At 63.4% G+C, this 19,123-nt stretch carries 10 protein-coding genes; 2 read left to right on the top strand and 8 right to left on the bottom strand.

Annotated features, from left to right (window positions below; translation table 11 throughout):
- Positions 1-17: 17 nt before the first annotated feature.
- Complete coding sequence (locus tag HAHE_RS09440) at positions 18-2,456, top strand: sialate O-acetylesterase (protein WP_338690486.1); 2,439 nt, start codon at positions 18-20, stop codon at positions 2,454-2,456.
- A gap of 10 nt (positions 2,457-2,466) precedes the next feature.
- On the opposite strand, the gene HAHE_RS09445 is transcribed toward HAHE_RS09440, so the two are convergent.
- From HAHE_RS09445 to HAHE_RS09465, 5 genes are all read right to left on the bottom strand, one after another.
- Positions 2,467-4,719: a peroxiredoxin family protein gene (locus HAHE_RS09445; protein ID WP_338690488.1), complete on the bottom strand. Its 2,253-nt coding sequence runs from the start codon at positions 4,717-4,719 to the stop codon at positions 2,467-2,469.
- A gap of 96 nt (positions 4,720-4,815) precedes the next feature.
- Complete coding sequence (locus tag HAHE_RS09450; protein ID WP_338690489.1) at positions 4,816-6,717, bottom strand: sulfatase-like hydrolase/transferase; 1,902 nt, start codon at positions 6,715-6,717, stop codon at positions 4,816-4,818.
- A gap of 131 nt (positions 6,718-6,848) precedes the next feature.
- A complete protein-coding gene (locus HAHE_RS09455) occupies positions 6,849-7,814 on the bottom strand; it encodes a permease prefix domain 1-containing protein (RefSeq protein ID WP_338690491.1) in 966 nt (321 codons plus the stop codon).
- Positions 7,807-8,154 (bottom strand): PadR family transcriptional regulator, encoded by a 348-nt coding sequence (locus HAHE_RS09460; protein WP_338690492.1) that lies wholly within the window; start codon positions 8,152-8,154, stop codon positions 7,807-7,809. Before HAHE_RS09460 ends, HAHE_RS09455 begins: the two co-directional genes overlap by 8 nt.
- A gap of 115 nt (positions 8,155-8,269) precedes the next feature.
- Positions 8,270-8,914 (bottom strand): PEP-CTERM sorting domain-containing protein, encoded by a 645-nt coding sequence (locus tag HAHE_RS09465; RefSeq protein WP_338690493.1) that lies wholly within the window; start codon positions 8,912-8,914, stop codon positions 8,270-8,272.
- A gap of 337 nt (positions 8,915-9,251) precedes the next feature.
- Here HAHE_RS09465 and HAHE_RS09470 point away from each other — a divergent pair, with 337 nt between their 5' ends.
- Positions 9,252-13,319 carry a hypothetical protein gene (locus HAHE_RS09470; protein WP_338690495.1) on the top strand — a complete coding sequence of 1,356 codons (4,068 nt, stop codon included), beginning with the start codon at positions 9,252-9,254 and terminating at the stop codon, positions 13,317-13,319.
- A gap of 9 nt (positions 13,320-13,328) precedes the next feature.
- Here HAHE_RS09470 and HAHE_RS09475 read toward each other — a convergent pair whose 3' ends face one another.
- The 3 genes from HAHE_RS09475 to HAHE_RS09485 all read right to left on the bottom strand — a co-directional run bounded on the left by HAHE_RS09475 (position 13,329) and on the right by HAHE_RS09485 (position 19,054).
- Positions 13,329-14,933, bottom strand: coding sequence for a sialate O-acetylesterase (locus HAHE_RS09475; protein ID WP_338690497.1), 1,605 nt, complete (start codon positions 14,931-14,933; stop codon positions 13,329-13,331).
- Positions 14,934-15,027: 94 nt separating this feature from the next.
- Positions 15,028-17,607 (bottom strand): Ig-like domain-containing protein, encoded by a 2,580-nt coding sequence (locus HAHE_RS09480; RefSeq protein WP_338690498.1) that lies wholly within the window; start codon positions 17,605-17,607, stop codon positions 15,028-15,030.
- A 1-nt stretch (position 17,608) separates the two neighbouring features.
- Positions 17,609-19,054, bottom strand: coding sequence for a sulfatase-like hydrolase/transferase (locus HAHE_RS09485; protein ID WP_338690499.1), 1,446 nt, complete (start codon positions 19,052-19,054; stop codon positions 17,609-17,611).
- Positions 19,055-19,123 lie beyond the last annotated feature (69 nt).

A 19,123-nucleotide genomic window follows, 5' to 3' on the forward strand; every position in this document is an offset into this window, starting at 1 on the left:
AAGAACCCAACCCAGCCATGTCACGCCTCGTCCGCGGCTTCCTGCCTGTCTCTTTGGCGCTTGCCAGCCTCTGTTCCACCACCCCGGCGATCGCCGCCCATTACCGGGTCTACTTCCTCGGCGGCCAGTCGAACGGCAATGGCCGCGGCGACGCCGCACAACTCCTGCCCCCGTTGTCAGCGGCACAAACGGACGTGGCGTTCTATTGGCATCGCACCCAAGCGGTGAGCAATGCGGGCTGGATTCTCGAAGACCAGTGGACGGACCTGGCTCCGGGCTCCGGACACGGCACCACCAACCCGGTGTTCGCCAAGGAGTTCGGCTCCGAAGTGGCATTCGGCCGGGCGATGGCCGACGCCGATCCGTCGGTCAACATCGCGGTGGTCAAGTACACCCACGGCGGAACCAATCTGCACACGCAATGGTCCGCGACGGGCGACATGTATGCGACTTTCGTCGCCACCGCCCAAGCGGCGCTCACGGCGCTGACTTCCAACGGCGACACCTACGAGTTCGGTGGCATGATCTGGCACCAGGGGGAGGCGGACACCGGGGGTGCTGCGGATCAGTATGAGGCGAACCTGACGAGCTTGGTCAATCGGGTACGGCAGGACGTCTTCGGTGGCGAGGTCGCGCCCTTCGTCGTCGGTAGTCTTTCCGACAGCCAGTATGGCTCGCAGATCACGACTCCGGGGACCGGCGCTTACAAGGTTCGCCAAGCACAGGAGGCGGTGGCCGCGAACATGGTTCAGGTCGGCTTCGTCAATACCGACGGCTTCGATGTCCGCTCGGGTGACACGATCCACTTCGATCACAACGGCCAGATCGCGCTGGGTCAGGGGTTTGCCAGCCAGATGCTGGCGTTGGAAGCGAATGACCCCGATCGCGACGGACTTCTCAACGACGAAGAAGCGACGTTGGGCACCGATCCCAACAACGCGGACACCGATGGCGACGGTCAGGGCGACGCGTTCGAGGTGGGTGCGGGCACCGACCCGGTCAGCGGGACTTCGTTTTTCGCCATCACGGACTTCGATCTGACCGGGAACCAGGTCACGCTCACCTGGCCGAGTCTCGCGGGAAACAGCTACGACATCGAACGTAGCACCAACCTCGCGACGTGGTCCACGGTTGAGAGCGGCTACCCGGCAAGTGATCCGGGCTCCACCACCAACTGGTCGGCTTCTCTCGATTCGATGGGTGGAGGAGGAGAGAGCAGCCCCGGGGTGCTGGCCCGCTATGATGCCCAGGAGGGGACGAACGGAGACTTCAATTCGGCGGCCTTCGATTCGGTGGATACGGATATCGTCACCACAGCGAACCGTCTCGTGCAGGGCGGGGGTTTGACCGGTGGCGGGGCCGCGGCGTTCGTTCTGGAAAACACGCTTTTCGACTCCGGTGAGTCCGGATCCCCCGGATTCAACCTCGCGGACGTGACCACAGCCAGCCAGGCAACGGCTGCTGCTGCGGGCGATTACTTTTCGTTCACGATCGAGTCAGGCGGGGATGCGGTCGTGTATGAGTCGCTTTCCTTTTACTCCAACCAGTACGCGACGACGGGCGTTGTCGACGTGAGCTACACGACCACGGGAGGTGGAGAGGTGTTCGTGGTTCAGGGTCTGGTTCCCACGGTTGGGAACGCGGCCGTGTCGCTCGAAGAAATCGACTTTCCCGACTTCGTGACCACCGAGGACGTCACGTGGACGTTCTATCTCTACGGTGCGTCGACCTCCACCCATGGCACCCGCTTCGACGACATCACGTTGTTCGGGCATTCGGCCGGCAACCTGATTTCGAACTTCACCTTTACGGGGCCGCCGTGGACGGCTGCCAAAGAGCCCGACTTCGCCACCTTCGCCGCAAGCGCTCCCTCGGCGGACACGGATCCTTTCAGCACGACATCGATTCTCACGAACAGCGGCTACACGGGGGGCGGTTATGCATCGTTCTACATACGCGACATTGACGGGGGCACGATCGGAGTTCCCGATGGCGGCGACTACGTGATTTTTTCGACGAGTGCGACCCCCGGAGTGGGAATGAATTTCGCCGGTGCCAACCAGACGGTGCCCACCAACTACCTCGCATTCACCGTGACGCCCGATTCGGGATATCAGACCACGTTCGAATCCCTTTCGTTTTACACGGACTGCAATTTCGCGAACGAAGAGTACAATGTCCAACTGGCGGCTTGGGACGGATCGTCCCTGACCGTGCTCGGCGATGTGTCCCACACCTCCGGTGCGAGCACGAATGAACCGGTGGTGTTCAAATCCATCGATTTCCCGGATTTCACTTCCACCGGCCCGATCGAGTTCCGGCTTTCCGGCTACGACATGAGTGCGGCGAACGGCGGGATCCGCCTCGACGACATCCGGGTTCAGGGCGTTTCCAATCCGACAGCCGGAACGGATCCGGCCGCGAAGGCATACTTCCGCGTCCGGTTGCTCCCCTGATCGCGCGACTTCAGTCGGCGTGGAGACGGAGGAGCCGGTGCGACTCCTTGATCAGGAAATCGAGGTCCATGAATGGATCGGCGGCGATGTCGGACCAGAGGATGCGGCCCTTCGGATCGAGAAGGAAAGTGCCGTGGAGCGCCTTGCCTTCGAAGTCGTCATGGGTGCCGTAGGCCCGGAAGCTGGTGAGTGAGGGGTCGGCAATGAGCGGGAAGGGGAAGGACCCGCCGTCTTCGGAATAGTTGGCTTGGGACTTGGATAGCTCGACGATCGTGTCGGTGCTCACCGCGAGAACCGGCAGGCCGGCGTCCTTGAAGTCGGCGATCCGGTCCGCGACGGCATTGAGCTGTTCCGAGCAATGGAGGCATCCGTGGCCGAGGTAGAAGATGAGGATCAGCGGTTTGCCGCGATGGCTTTCGAGGCTGACCGGCAGGCCGCTCTCGTCGGGCAACGTGAAGGACGGAGCGACGGGCGGCTCCCAGTGGATCGGGCCGAGCGTGTCGATGTCGGGGCGCTCGCCGAAGTCGGCGGGAGCTTCGTAGGGACGTGTCCAGTCGGCAGGGAATCCGAGTGCTTTCGCGATCGGTGCCATCCGGGCGAATGGCGGTGCCTCGGGATCGATCTGCGACGACACGTCGCGAAGGCGCTCGAAGCATTCGCGCAACTCCTCCGGGCGCCCGAGGGCATGCAGCACTTCGGCGCGTGCCGCCAGCGGCAGGGCTTCGCGCTTGTCGCCCGACACCGCGGCCTTGCTCAGCTCGTCGGCCTTCTCGTTTTCGCCCAGCACGAGGTGGCGGAGGGCGGTTGCATGTTTCGGTCGGCCGGACTTCGCCAAGGCCTTGAGCGCGGCTTCGGTGTCGCCGTCGAGCTCCGCCATGCAGCCTTCGAGTTCCTCGCGCACCTTCTTGATCCGGTTGATCTGCTGGCCCGGCTGCTTGCCGGCTTCCTTGACGAGCTTTTCGATTTCCTCGGGCTTCTTCTTTTCCTCCTCCGCTTTGGCGTTGGCTTCGGCCTGAGCCTTTTCGTGGTCGTTCTCGGCGCGGGCCGAGAGGTCGTCGAGCTGCGCCAAGGTTTCGCCGAGTGCCGGTTCGTCGCCGAGATGGAAATGCGCGAGGCCGATGAGCCGTAGCCGGGGGATCTCGTGCTCCGGGACTTCGAGCGGTTCCAGCCACTCGCCGCGGGAGAGTTCGAGTGCGTCTTCCCATAGCTCGAACTTCTCGAGAATCTCGATCAGGCGCATCCGGCCGAAGCGGTACGAGTGCGCCTTGCCATCCATCGAGTTGAGTTTCGGGTGGCGTGGATTGGCCAGTAGCGACTTCGCCATCTCGAGGGCGGCCGGTCCGTTGCCGAGGTTCACCCAGTTCCGCGCCAGCCACTCGTTGTTGTGGGCGTAGTTGAAGATCTGGTCGGGCAGCAGCCGCTGCTCGTGCATGTGGGCGTGGTCGACCCGCGCCGATGCCTGCTGGTGCCAGGCCGCGTCCTCGAAGCGCTGGAGCTTCGAGTAGATGTGTCCCGGCATGTGCCACATGTGGGCGATCTCGGGCGCGGTGAAGCCGAGCTTGGCCGCCGAGTCGATCGCGCGTTCCGCCTTCCGCTTGTCCCAGAGATGGATGCGGTAGTGGTGCGACGGATGCAGCGGGGCCTTCGCAAGCACCTGCTGGAGCAGCGCGTCGACCGCCTCGTGGCTGTGGATCGGAAGGATGGCTCCCTTGTAGGAAAACTGCCAGATCCTGCAGGCGAGGAATGCCTTGGCCTCGATGTCATCCGGGTAGTCGTGGACGAGTGACTCGAGGTCATTGAGCAATTCCTGACGCCGCTTCTTGTCGTCGTCCGGTTTGCCATCGAGGTAGTTCGCCTGCGCCCGGATGTAGGCCTGGCCGTGCGGGCTGGCGTGCTCCACCAACTCGACCGCCTTGTTGATGAATCCCTTGGCGCGTTCCTCGTTCTCCCAGTTGGCCATCGCCATGCCCCAGTAGGCCATCGCGCAGTCCGGGTCTTTCGCGGCGAGTTGGCGGAACGACCGCTCGGCCTCGTAGTACCAGAATCCGTGAAGCTGCCCGAGCCCTTGGTCGAAGTAGGCTTGGCCTTGGTCCCACTGGGTACGGATCGGCAGGGTCACCTCGCCGGTCCCTCCGATCAACCCGGATGCCTGACGCGGGCCTTCGTTGAAGGACTCACCTTGGTGCGAGTGGCCGGGCTCGATTGCCTCCGGTTCCGCGAGGAGCAGGCCGGGGCAGAGGAATGCAATCAGGAGGCGGGACATGGCGTGGCGCCTATAACCTCGCGAATCGGCCGGATCTTGCAAGTCGCGCGACTTCCGGTCCCGCCCGACCTTTTCCGCAGGGTCGCTCCCGGCTTCTCAGGGGACCTGATGATCGGTTCCGAGCAAGTCGTTCACCGCTTTGTTGGCGACCCGGACGATGTACTTGTTCGGCTGATCCTTGAGGGCCTTCTGCAGGGCCGGCAGGGCGGGGCGGGCCGCCTCGTCCAGCTCGTCCAGGACAATCGCCGCCTCCAGACGCGCCCACGGGTTGTCCGAACCGAGCTCTTTGACGAGAACCGGCAAGCCGGCTTCAACTTCCCCGCTTCTGCAAAGTGCCCGAGCTGCCGCGATCCGCACCGCCGGAGTTTTGTCAGCGATCATCCGCCTCGCGACCGACACTTCGTTCTCGCCTGCCTCCTCTGCAAAGTTCCCGATCCCAGTGGCGACCCAGTAGCGCAAGGTCGGATTCGGAGACTCCGCAAGTTTGAGCAATTCGGGGAACACCTCCGGACCGGTCGATGCCAGCACCGCGGCCCGGGTCATTTGCTTCAATGCATCGGCATCGCGGGGCAGAACTTCGTAGGTTGAGTCCGTTGTCCGCACCAGGCGCTCGATTTCCGATTCAGGCATCAGACCCATGTCTCCGACCTTCTCCTGCCATGCGGTCATGGCGCTCAGCATCCGCTTCCTTATTTCTCCGTACCCGGGGTCCATGGCCAGGTTGTTGATCTCATGCGGATCCTTCTCCAAATCATACAGCTCCTCCGCCGGCTTGCTCCGGGCCGTGAACAACGCCGCCGCCGGGGGCAGTTCGCCGGATTTCTCCAAGCGTCGTATCTCCTGCATCGTCGCACCCTTCTCGGGCGTGTTCATGTATTGATAGTAGGGCTTGGTCGCCTCGAAGTTCCGGATGTAGCGATAGCGCCTGTCCCTCACCGCCCGGATGATGTCGTACCTCTCGTCCATCCGGTCCCGCGCTCCGAAGACATACTCGCGCGGCGGGGTTAGCTTCGATCCGAGAAACGCCCTGCCATGCATGTGATCCGGCACCGGTAGTCCGGCGAGGTTCAGCACCGTCGGTCCGAAGTCGGTCGAGTTCACGAGAGCATCGCTCGTGGTTCCCGGCTCGCCTTGTCCGCCGACCCGGAACCTTTCCGGGATTCGCACAACGAACGGGATCCGGGTGCCCGAATCGTAGAGCCAGCGCTTGGCCCGAGGCAGCCCGACGCCGTGGTCGGACCAGATCATCACGATGGTGTCATCCTCCAGCCCGGCGTCCCGCAATCGCTGCAAGTGCTCTCCGACCCACCGGTCGAACGCGGTGATCAACTCGTAGTTCCGCTTCCAATCCTCCCGAACCACCGGTGTGTCCGGATAGTACGGTGGCAAGGTGGTGAGCTTGGCCGCGTCCTGCCGTTCCTCCGGCTTCAGCTTGGACGTCACACTTTCATACTTCGATTTGCTGGCGATCCCGCTCTCGTGGCAGCCGGTGAAATTGTACACCGCGAAGAACGGCAAACCGTCCGGGCGGTTCTGCCAGCCGGCCTTGCCACCGTTTTCATCCCAGATTTCCCCGGTCGAAGGCTTCTTGAACTGGTAGTCGGTCTTGCTGTTGTTCGTGCAGTAGTATCCGGCTTCGCGCAGATAGATGGGAAACGGCTTGAGCCATTCTGGCATGCGGGCGTTGCAGCGCATGTGGTGCGTGCCGACGCTGTTCTGATACATGCCGGTGATGATCGAACTGCGGCATGGCGCGCACACTCCCGCCGCGGTGAACACGTGCGTGAAACGCGTTCCCTGATCCGCCAGCGCATCGACATTCGGTGTGACGGCGTGCGGGTCTCCGTAGCATCCGAAGTGCGGTGAGATGTCCTCGGCCGACAGCCAGAGGATGTTCGGCCGCTCCGAGGCAGCCGTGGTTATCAGCGTGGTGACCGAAGCCAACACGACCGCGAGCAAGCTCTTGAGCGCGGGACCCAAGCGGGAAAACAAGGACATGGCGAAACTCTACGACCGTCTGGCACCGGATTTCTCGGCATGGTTCCGGGGAACCGGTTCGCCATGACCTCGGCGTCATGGATCTGAAAGCCGTGGAGCCGGTGGATGTCGCACCGGCGGCGATCGGCTCCCTAGTCCTGGATCCAGACGCGGTTGTCCTTGGCGGAAAAGCAGATCGCGAATCCCGAGCTGAGCGGTCGGTTCCAGAACAGGGAGAAGTCGTCTTCGGTGCTATAGACCGAGACGCCCTTGGCATGCAGCTCCGGGCCGTCATTGCGAAGTTCGTCGGTGTTGGGAAAGCTGCCCGTCCGATCGACCACGCCGGCGATGTGCTCGCGGACGAGTTCACGATCTTTTCTGAAGAGGAACTCCTCGATCTCGAAGGGAATCTCGACAAGCAGGATTCCGCCCACCAGCAGCAGGAACACCCGCCGCCTTTGAACCCGCTGTTGGATCGCAAGCAACAGCACCGCGGTGAGGATGGCGGCAGTGGTGAAGAGGATGATCCCGGCCAAGGGCAAACCGCTCTCCGGGGTCGAAGCGAGTTCGACAGCCGGATCGCCCGGCTGGGGAAGCGGGACGGGTTCCGAGCTGTGGGTCGTTCCGCCGGCGCCCAGAACGAGCGCCGCCAAAAACGCAGCGCCGGCGGGAATCACTCCGAAGAGCCAGTTCCGGCGCCAGATGATTCGCGGCCACAGCAGGAGGATCACGGGCGCGTGAAGACAAACGACACAGAACACGGCCCGCACGCCGTCGGTTCCATATGACCAAGCCCGGAAGGTCCACATCAGGACGAGCAGCCAGATCGCCAGGCCGCCCGCCGCCAGGTAGCGGATCACGGTGAGCCACTCGCCGCCGAACGGAGGAACCTCACGCCCAACCTGATGCGCCAGCTCGTAGGGGTTTCCCATCTCCTCCAGCGCGCGGTCCACCGCCTCGTCCTCGGAAAGCCCGTTCGCGCGGAACCGCTCGATGTGGTCATCGAGATCCGCCTTCACCTCGTTCACGATGTCGCGCGACCGTGAAGCGGGCCCGGTGAGCGCGCCTTCGAGTCGGGACAGAAATCCGTCGATGCGTTGATGGCTCGTCTCATTCATGGTTGCAGTCTTTGAGGAGGGAATTGACGGCTTGGGTGAAGCGGTGCCACTGCGCGACCCGGGCTTCATGAACCTTCGTGCCTTCCGGGGTCACCGAGTAGACCTTCCGCTTTTTGCCGCTGGCGGGAGTCTCCCATTTGGCCCGGATCCAGTCCTCGCGCTCGAGCCGGTAGAGGAGCGGATAAAGCGTGCCCTGCTTGAACTCGAACTCGCCGTTTCCGCGGTCCGACAAGCTCACGAGGATCTCATAGCCATACATCGGCCGGTCCCGCAACAGCGCGAGGATCACCAGATCCGTGCTGCTGCGGACAAGCTCCGACGAGAATCGCGACCCACCCATGCGGCACATACTATGCGAGGCATAATATAAAGGCAAGACAGTTTCTCCCATCGGATTGTTCACGTCGACTACGAGCTTCCTCGGCTCTTGGAAGGCGAAAGCGAGGCAACCGGGCTCATCTCCGTCGGCGGCTCGCGAGCAGCCCGATGCCCAATCCCGCAAGCAAAACGGCAGACGGTTCGGGGACCGTTTCGAAGGCAAAGAAGAGGTCGTTGACCTCCTGCGGAGCCGCATCGAATGGCAGCGAGAGTCCGCTGTCCTTCAACGAAAGGAATCCTCCTTCGATACTGTTGCCGCCATTGTCCCGGGCCCAGCTTATCGAGTGACTCGCATCATCCGTGGTCCACCAGAGCTGCATCGCGTAATCCGTGTCGGCCGAAAAACTGAACACCGTGGTGAAGTCGAAGGCGTAGATGCCGTCGTCGATGAAATGGATCCCAGCCACATCAAAGGACTCGCGCATCAGTTCGGTTCCCGCGGTGTTGGTAGCCGAGGACCACTCGCCGATCCAGATTTCGAGTTCGTGGATTCCGGTCGCCGGGATCGCACCTCCCGCAGACACCGTCAGGTAGAGCGTCTTGATATCGAGTTCGTCGCCGTCGAGGGCGGCACTCGGGATGGTCTGGCCCGCTGCCTCATACTGATTCGGAGCCGTCCTGTCGGTGCGGGCAGTACCGCCTCCGGCGGTGCTTGAGATCGCAATCCTCGTTTCGGGAATCGCTGCGACGAGGCGAACCGTAGCGGCTTCGGTAACGGGCAAGCCCGCCGCCAACACCGCGCACAAAAACAGAAGCCGATGAACCAACTTCACAGCCCGCCATATTCATCCGCAGAGGCATGGAGTCAAGTTGTGATCGGTCGGAACGTCGACCCGCAGCCAAAGCCTCCCGGAGGACATGAGTCTTGTCCCTGATCGCAGGTGCGCTGCCCGGAGCAGGTTCCGGCCTCGCTTTGAAGCTCCGCTGATACTCCACGCGATTCTTCACCGGCCGATGGAAACCTGCACCTTCATGGGTCAGGCAGGGCTGCGGGAATCTTCTTGCAGGCGACGTTCGGCACGGCGGTATTCGCGCGATCCTCAAACAAAAAACCCATCCATGATTTCTCCACGATTCGCACTCGCGGTCGCAGCAGCCACCGTGATGTTCACGTCTGTTCAGGCCAACGGCCAGTTGGTCACGACCACGGTCACCGCGTCGCAGGACAAGAACAACTACGGCGGCACGCTGTCCGACCTGATTTCGGGCGAGGAAATGACCAAGCCGACGGCCAACGATCCGTCGACCTGGACCACCACCACGAACAATTACGCCGACGGATGGAACCAGCAAGGGAAACTCAGCGGCGCGGCCAATGGCAAGATCGCATGGGTGGTGATCGACCTTGGCGCGGAAGTCGCCGGCCTTGAGGAGGCCTACTTCTGGGCATGGCGGCATTCCTCGAGCGCGTCGAACAACGTCAACGCGTACAACCTCTATCTCGCCACCAGTCCCACGGTGGCTCCTCCGGCCGCGACCACGACGATCACCGACTACGATTTCGCCAGCGGCGGATGGACCCAGTTCGGTGGGACACGGACGATGCCGAACAAGGGTGCCTCGCCGGCGGCGGCGGAAGAGGTGGTCTCGCTCGGTGGTGCCACCGCGCGCTACATCGGCATGGAGATTCTCTCGAACGACGGCGGCAACTGGGTCGGCTTCCACGAGGTGGCCATCACCCAAGGGGTGGTCGACACGGATCCACCCACTCTCGCTGTGGCTGACATCGTCGATGACCAAGCCGGTGCCGGAGTGACCGAGAACACGGTGGTCACCTACACGCTGACCTTCAGCGAGGACATGAACGAAGCGACGGTGGAACCTGCCGATTTCAGCAACGTGGGAAGCGCACCGATCAGCGTTGGCTCGATCTTGGAAACAGCTCCCGGCGTGTTCGACGTCGAGGTCACTCCGACCGGCACCGGCACGCTGCAACTCCAGGTGCCGGCGGGAGCCACGATGACCGATGTCGCCGGCAATCCGCTCGATACGGGTGCGGCAATCGTCGATGCGGAAACGATCACGGTGACCTCCGACACCACGGCGCCGACCCTGGCGTCGGTCGACATCGTCGACGACCAAGGCGGTGGCACCGTAGCGGTGAACTCGGTGGTCGTTTACACGGTGAGTTTCAGCGAGGACATCGACGAAACCACGGTGAGCGACGCAGACTTCGACAATGCGGGTACTTCAACGATTGCCTTCGGCGCCATCACCGAAGTCACGCCGGGAGAGTTCACGGTGGAAGTCACGCCGACCACCACCGGGTCGCTTCAGCTTCGGGTTCCGGTTTCCGCTTCGATCGAGGACACCGTCGGCAACCTGCTCGATAACGATCCGGCCATCCTCGACGACACCACACTGACGGTCGAGATCGCGACCAGCAGCCTCGTTGCCATCACCGGCATCACGGGCTCTCACGGCGGCGACCAGTATGCGAACGGACTGGTTTCGCTGAACAACGGCTCGGGCATCGATGCCTCCGTCGATCCAGACGATCCGGAGACGTGGTCCTTTGACGGCGCCGCCTACCAGGACGAGTGGATGGGCACTTTCCTGAAGGTCGGCGGCGTGGTCACGCCGGGCCTGAATGGCAAGGTGGCGTGGACTTGCCTCGACTTCGGTTCGGGGCAGGCGCTCGGCACCCTGTATCTCTTCAACACCAACTACTCGTCCGGCGTTTCCGGCACGGACAGCTTCAATATCTACTACGCCAACGCCCCGGGAGTCGCACTGCCGACGCCGCCGGTCAAAGGCACCGCGGCCGTGACGGGCCTGAGTCCGCAGGGCGACTACGACTTCAGCGGCGGCGGCTGGACGCTCTTCAACGCGACCGGTCCGCTGAGCGCGACGCAGGCCGACGTCACCGCAGTCGACCTGCCGGGAGTGACCGCCCGCTACCTTGCCATCGAGATCCTTTCGAACCACGGCGACGGCGCCCAGGGCGGGCGGGTCGGATTCGATGAGGTTGCAGTGACCACCGCACCGCCGGACACCGACCTCGACGGATTGCCGGACGAGTACGAACTCGCCAATACCACGCCGCCTTCCACGACTTCGCTCGATCCCGCGGTCGACCTGGAGCCTGACGGCCTGACGACCTATGAGGAATTCCTGATCGGCACCGATCCGAATGATGCCGACACCGACGACGACACGCTGAACGACGGTCCCGAAATGCTGGGTGTCGGGAGCCGTCCGCCGACCAATCCGCTTGAAGCGGATACCGACGGCGACGGACTCGATGACCTCGTGGAGACCGGCACGGGTAGCTATGTCAGCACTTCCGACACCGGCACCGATCCGACTTCTGCGGATACCGATGCGGACGGCCTCGGCGACGCGGTGGAAACCAACACCGGTGTGCTGGTCAGCCTCACCGAGACCGGCACCAACCCGTTTCTCGCCGACTCCGATGCCGACGGAGCGGAGGACTGGTATGAAGTCGCGATCATCGATGTCGACCCGGTGGTCGGTCCGCTGCCGAACAGCCCGAACGATCCGGGTCTCAAGCCGATCATCGGCTACCCGCTGCCTGATCCCGATCCGGCCGATACCGGTGTCACCGACAAGCCGGTGAAGGTCTACATCATGTCAGGCCAGTCGAACATGGTCGGCTTCGGCCAGATCAACGGCACCAAGCCCGGCACCCTGGTCACCGTCACCGGGGCCGAGAGCAAGTTCCCCAATCTCGTCGCATCCGGCGGCGGCTGGACGACCCGCAACGACGTGAAATACCGCGGTGTGGTTTCCGATACCGGAAACGGCAACCTGCGCCCCGATGTCGCGAGTGACAGCATCGGTCCGGAGATCGGTTTCGGCTACGTGATGGGCTGGTATCACGACGAGCCGGTGCTTCTCATCAAGAGCTCGATCGGCAACCGCAGCCTGATGTGGGACTACGCGCCGCCGACGACGCCGAGCTTCGACTACACCGACGGCCTCACCTATGCCGGCTATGGCCAGTCGCCGAGAAACTGGGACACCGCGACTGGCGGGCCGAGTCCGTATGTGTGGTATGCGGGCAAGCAGTTCGACGACTGTTTCGTCGCCGAGTCTGAGATGGCCTTCGGCCCGTGGATCGACGGCAGCGCCTATCAGGCGAGCGGTAACATCGGCACCCAGGTCCGCCATAACGGTGTGGAGTACCAATGCACGGTCAACCACACCGCCAGCGCCGCGACCGAGCCGGGCGCCGGCGCCGACTGGGCGACGGTCTGGAAAGTCTTCACCATCTTCAATGCGGCCGATGTCCTCGACAACTTCGGCACCGAGTATGGCGACTGGGCGGCGCAGGGATACGAGATCGCCGGGTTCGTCTGGTGGCAGGGCTACAGCGACCGCGGCGAACCGGCCGCGACACGCTACCGGGAAAACATGGCGCGCTTCATCAAGCAGATCCGCATCTACTATGAAAACCGTTATCCGGGCAAAGGCGCTGGCGCCGCACCCTTCGTGCTCGCCACGCTCGCGGCCGACGGCGGCTGGAGCAACACGCAACCGCTCGATGCCGCGGTCGCGCAGGCCCAGCTCGACGTCGATGGTGATGCCGGGATCTACCCTGAGTTCGCCGGCAACGTGAAGACCATGGAAGCGCGCGGTTTCTGGCGCGATGCCAGCGAGTCGCCGAACAGCCAGGGATTCCACTACAACTGGAACGCGGAGACCTACATGCTCGCCGGCGATGCTCTCGCCCGGGGAATGATCGAACTTCAGGAAAACGGCACGCCGCCCGGGAATCCCTACGACACTTGGTCAGGCGGTGAGCCGGCCGAAAGCGACACCAACGGTGACGGCGTTGAAAACGCGGTTGCCTGGGCCCTCGGTGCGGCGAGCCCTTACTTGGATGCCACCGGCCTGCTGCCAACTTTCGACAACAGCGACCCGACCTACTTCACCTACACCTTCAACCGGCTGGATGTCGCGAACTCCAATGCCACGATCACCGTCGAGTACGGCAACGACCTCGTCGGCTGGACGGCCGCTGCCGATGACGGCGACAATGTCATCATTAACGTCACCGACGGCTCACCGTCCGACACCGTCGAAGTCAGCCTGAAGCGCAGCACGCTCACAGCCGACGCCCGGCTGTTTGTTCGACTGAAGGTGCTCGTGCCGGGGTCGTGACGCCCGGCGCTACTCCTTCTCCCACCCGAACAGCTTCTCGGCGTTGCCGCGGTAGATCTTGTAGCGGACCGCTTCGGGGAGATCGAGTTCCTCGAAGAAGGTGTAGTGCTGGTTCATCTGCTTGTCTCGGCTGCCGAACGACCACCAGCCTTCGTCGGTGGCCCACAGGATCTTGTCCTGGTTACGGATCAGGAACTCGCGGGCGTACTTGCGGTCACGGTTGAGCACGTTGACGACCACGTGACCGGACATGTCGGCGTAAAGGTTCGGGTGCTCCTGAAGCTGGCGGTCGCAGCTTCCGTTGCCGAGCTGACGCCACCAGTAGGCATGCGCGATGACCTTGCAGTCGGGAAACATCTCGAGCACGCGGTCGACCCGCTTCATGCCCGGCTCGACCATGTTCTTGTTCTGGTCGATGTGGAACATCACCGGCAGCCCGACCTTCTCGCAGGCTTCGTAAAGAAGCAGGTTCTTCGGATCGTCGAACATTAGGTCGCGGCCGTAGTGCTCACCGAAGGCGATGGCACCATCGGAGATCTCGCGCTTCAGGATGGCGACCGCCTCGTCGACCGTTCCGACCTCACCCGGGTCGATGATGCACATGCGATCGATCCTGCCTTTGTATTTGGCGTAGTTGGCGAGCATCGCGCTCCGTTCTTCCTCGGTCCATGCACGCGACCCCTTGTGGTTGAGCGGACTGACGACGCAGCGCTCAACGTTGCGCTCGTCCATCCACTTCGCGACCGCGTCCAGTCCGCCTTCATTGACCGCCATCGCATGGACGTGGGTGTCGATGAACTTCACGTCTTCGGGCGGTTTGGCGGCGGCCGGCTGCTCGGCCAGCAGCTTCAGCATTTGCTCGGCGTAACGCTCGCCGAGGAGCAGCTGGCTTTTGGTGTCGAAGTGCCAGCGGTCGGTGGCTTTTAAGCCCTCGGAACTGGCGAAGGCGGTCGCGTGGCAGACTTCCGGCAGCTTGGCGATCTGGTCGTTGATCGCGGGCACGTTGTTGATCTGGCCGGCGACGAAGGGCAGGTCGGTGTCGCCGAAGTCGTTGCGCACGTTGCCGACCAGCGTTTTCAGTTTGTCGAGGTAGCCGTCAGGCCGTTCGCTGTTGCTTTCGCCCTGGTGCCAGAGCACGCCCTTCAGCGTGCCGCTTTTCATGGCGACCTTCATCCGTTTGCGGGCGGCCCAGTAGAGGTCGGGTTTCTCGCCGACCCATGACTCGATCTTCGAACCGCCGCGGGCATTGACGATCAGGCCAATTTTGAGATTTGGATCCTCTTCCAGCATCTTCAGGACGAACCCGTAGCCCGGCCCCAACTTTTGCATCCCGGCTCCCTTGCCGGTCGTCGAGTAACGGTTGAGCGGATTGCGGGCGGGCTCCCACTCGTTCTTCTCATTGAGCAGGAAACAGCGGTCGATGACTCCCGCGGCGTCGTCCGGAATCTTGGCACGGCCGGCCATGTTCGACTGGCCGATCAGCAGAAAGAGCTGGAGGTCATCTGGCGGACCTCCGGGTTCGTCGACGCACAATTCACACGCGAGCCCCGGGATTGCAAAAGCGACGAGCAGGAAGACGGACAGGTGGTGGAGGAGGTGGATGGGCTGGAGCATGGGAGGAGCAAATGCGCCGCCCGTGGAGCGGCATGTGGTTCGAACGGCTTTAGCCAGCGGATGGTATGAAATCAATCCGCCAGTCGTGGAGGTGTCACGGCAACTGCCGGACCCCGGCACGGAGGAAGATGCGACCCACCGGCTCACTGGTCGTCGCGGTCACGGTGGAAGTGTCCCCAATCGTGGCCACGGAGAAGGTCAGCGTCGGTCCTCCCGGTGGTCCGGCCACGCCGTCTCCGGGGAACCAATCGGTCAGGTTCGGTGACCATTCGTAGAATCCGGTCACGTCGGCCGGACGGGTCGGATTCAACGGGTGGGTAAAGATGGTAACGGTACCATCCGTCGTGAGATTCGCCAGCCCGGAGCTGAAGTCGCCCGGATTCGTGCCGAACCATGCTTCCAGCCCGTTTGCCAGACGGTCTCTATCCGGATCGTCGGTGAAGTCCTGCTCGCCCACATCGAGGGCAAATGCCGGATCGGTGATATAGCTGAGGAAGTTTTCGACCGGGCCGCCGATCACCATGCCCGGGTTGTCGTGCAGGAAGCTGATCTGGGTCGAATCGAGGACCACGTCGTAGAGTTGGAAGTCATCGATGTAGCCGTTGGGCACCCGGGTGTTGGAACCGACGGTCAGGATGCTGTCTCCGAAGGCGATCGGGCCGGTGCCGGTCGCGATGTCGAGCGTGCTGGTGCTCGGATTGAGATCGGTCGGGTCGCCGTCGACATACCATGCGATGTCACCGAAGGTAGCGTCATCCGGAACCGTGACGGCCACGAAGTGCCAGTCGCCGTCGTCGATCGTCGGATTGGTGTTCTGCCCTAGGCCCTGGACCTCCACGCGGAGCTGTGTGTTGGACGCTCCTTGCTCCTTGATGTCGAAACGCGTGCCGTTGGCGGAGTTGTCGCCGAAGGAAACGAAGGTGCCGTCGCCTTCATCGACGTTCGGAGTCCTCGCCCGCCACCAGAATGTCACCGTGCGGGCGTCGCCCGCCCACGCGAAGCTGTTGCTGGTCACCGCCCCGTCTCCCGGGCCAGTGGTGACTCCGGATCCGAGAATTTCCAACGCCCCGCTGCCGGCCATGGGCAAACCCGGATTGCTGTTGATCTGCACTCGGTTGCCGAGCGTGGCGAAGGCTGAACCGATGGTGTCAGGTGTGGTGCCAGCGCTCTCGGTGTCGAAGGTGTAGTGGGAGAGCAACGACGCGGATGCGCCGGTATCGACCGCGGTGGAGAAATGCCAAGCCAAGGATCCCCCGGTGCCGGCGAACGCGTTGCCGGCCAGGTCTTCGATGGCACCTTCCGGAACTTCCACATAATAGCTGGTTCCGTTGGCCAATGGAGAGGGTGGGTCGATGGTGACGACCGCACCGCTGATGCTGACAGCCGCGGAGGAAACGTCGATGGAAGCGACGACCTGGTTTCCGGTCGCTTCCTTGATTACAAGGTCGCCTGATCCCTTCATGACAGGCTCGTTGAAAGTAGCGACGAGGTCGGAGGCTACGGCGATGCTCGTACTTCCGGTTGGAGGACTCAGGGAGTCGAGCTCCGGCGTTGTGGTGTCGGGCGAGAGCGGAACGGTTTGGAGTGTGAGGATCTTCCGGCTGTCGTCCTGGTCGGCGACCGACACTCCGTCGAGCTGGCCGTCCCCGTTGCTGCCGGTCCCGATCACCGATCCGTCCGCGAGCTCCACCAGGGAGAAGTGATAGCCGCAACGGATGCCGACCGGCGTTCCCGTGATTCCCGCTAGGGCCTGGGGAGAGGAGAACTTCACGGCCGAGACATTCCCGCCACCGCACTGGCCTTCGAAGTTCCGGCCCCAGACCGACACCTGGGTCGCGGCTCGGACGGCTGAATGATGGTAGCCTGCCGCGACCTCGGAAACACCGCTCAGACCCGGGACCGGCGTGAAGCCGGAGACCGGATCGGTGTGTCCGAGCCCGAGTTGCCCGAAAGAGTTGTCGCCGGCCGCGCTTACCGAGCCTCCCGAAAGAAGGACCAACGCGTGTTGCCCGCCCGCGGCCACAGCTTCGGCGGTCGTGATGCCGGCGACCTGCGTCGGGCTTGTCCGGTCGGCGGTGTCGCCCAGTCCGAGCTGGCCGTGCCGGTTGCGGCCCCAGGCCCAAAGTGTGTGGTCGAACCGGACCGCCAGTGTGAATCCGTCGCCGGCCGCCATGGTAGAAACCCCGGTGAGCACCAGAGCCGGAGCCGTCACGTCGAGCCGGCCGCCATTGCCGACCTGACCGCTGCCATTGTGACCCCACGCGAACAAGTCACCGGTGTCGGCATCGAGCGCCAGATAGTGCCGGTGTCCGGCAGCGATCTCATCGATACCGCCGAGTCCGGCAATCTGGATCGGGGTCGAAACAGGATCGGGGGTGCCGTGGGGGGTGGTGTGCTGGAGCGTGCTCTCGCCGAGAAACCACACGGTGCCGTCCGACTTCAGAGCGAGGGTGCTGAAGCCGCCAGCCGACACCGCGGTGATGTCGGACAGGCCGGCGACCGTAGCCGGTGAGCCGGCGGGTGCGGTGCCGAGCTGGCCGTAGGTGCCGTCGCCGAGACCGACCACCGAGCCGTCCGATACACGGACGGCATGGTAGCCTCCCGCCGACATTTCTACGGCCGAAGCCGTAGCTCCGGTGAAAGTGAGGTAGAGCAGCAATTGCCTCGCCGTCATCCTACTGGGCCTCGGTCTTGAGTTGGGAAGTCAGCGCGTCGAGCTCGGTGACGACCGAGGCGTAGCGGGGGTCGTCGGCGAGGTTGGTCCGCTGGTAGGGATCCAGAGTGACGTCGTAGAGCTGTTGAACGTTGCCGTTGTTCGGGTAGCGGGTGTAGCAGAACGAACCTGTCCGCACCCCTTCGTTGAGGAAGACCCCGCCGCCGACCGCCGGGTGCTCGTGGAAATAGGCGGTGCGCCAGTCCGACGGCGGGCTGCCATCGACGATTTCCTTCATCGACCGTCCCTGCATCACGGCCGGCGGTGCGACTCCGGCGTAGTCGAGGATGGTCGCGGGAATGTCGATATTGAGGACCATCTCGGAAACCCGCTTGCCCTTCTGGTCCGCGGACAGGCGGGGGTCGACGACGATCATCGGCACCCGGATCGACTCTTCCTGGATGTACCACTTTCCCGCCTGCTGCCGCTCGCCGAGGAAGAACCCGTGGTCGGAGCTGAGGATCACGATCGTGTTGGAAACCAGGCTGTCGGCCGGATCGCCGTTGTCATCGGGATCATCGAGGGCGGCAAGGATCCGGCCGATCTGGACATCGACGCCATGGATCAGCCGGTGGTGCTTCCTGATATTGTCCTGATGCTTCTGTTCGGTGCCGAATCGGTGGTCCCAGCGCCTCGTTCCCTCGGCCGACGAGGCCTTGAAGAAGGAAGGCAGGTCATCGAACTGGGCTTGCGTGTCGGTCTTGGCATGGGCGATCAGGTCGCCGGAGTAGAGAGAGTCGTAGACGGGGTCGGGAAGGAAGTCGCCGCCGCTGGAGTTATCCTGCACGTGGGGTTCCTTCCAACTGATCTGCAGGCAGAAAGGCGCGGCGGTCGGGTTCTTCGCCGGATCGACGGTGTCGCCAATGAACTCGATGGCAAGGTCGCCGACGAACTCGGAGATGTGCCGCCCGTTCGCGGACTCACCGTCGATCGTCTGATTGAAGTAGTTTCCCTGCCCGTTCCACCCCTTGTCGAAGTCATAGGTGCCGTAGAGCCCGGTGAAGCCGTTGCCGAGGCCGTGCTTGCCGATGAAGCCCATGTAGTATCCGGCGTCGTCGAGCCGGTCGGGGTAGCTGTCCTGCCATTGCGCGGCTGACAGGTTGGTGCCGAAAGACGAAATGCCGTGTCGCGCCATGTGCTGCCCGGAGAAGACGGAGGCGCGGCTCACCATGCAGATCGCGGTGGTGACGAAGGCGTTTTCGAACACCGTCCCCTGCGCCGCGAGGGTGTCCATGTTCGGCGTGGTGATGACGTCGTTTCCCGTGAACCCAGCCGCGTCCCAGCGCATGTCATCGAGGAAGAAGAACAGGATGTTCGGTGAGGCAGCGGTCTCGGGCGGGAAGGCGGACGCAAGTAGCGCGACAGCCACGGCCGCGAGCCGCGTGAGGCGGGAGGGTTGTGGGTTCATTTCGTCGGGATGGGCTGCCGGGATGAACGAGAGGCGGACGCCCGGGTGTTCCGGGGTCATCGATGCAGC

It is taken from the genome of Haloferula helveola, from assembly GCF_037076345.1.
In the GTDB taxonomy this organism is placed as follows: domain Bacteria; phylum Verrucomicrobiota; class Verrucomicrobiia; order Verrucomicrobiales; family Akkermansiaceae; genus Haloferula; species Haloferula helveola.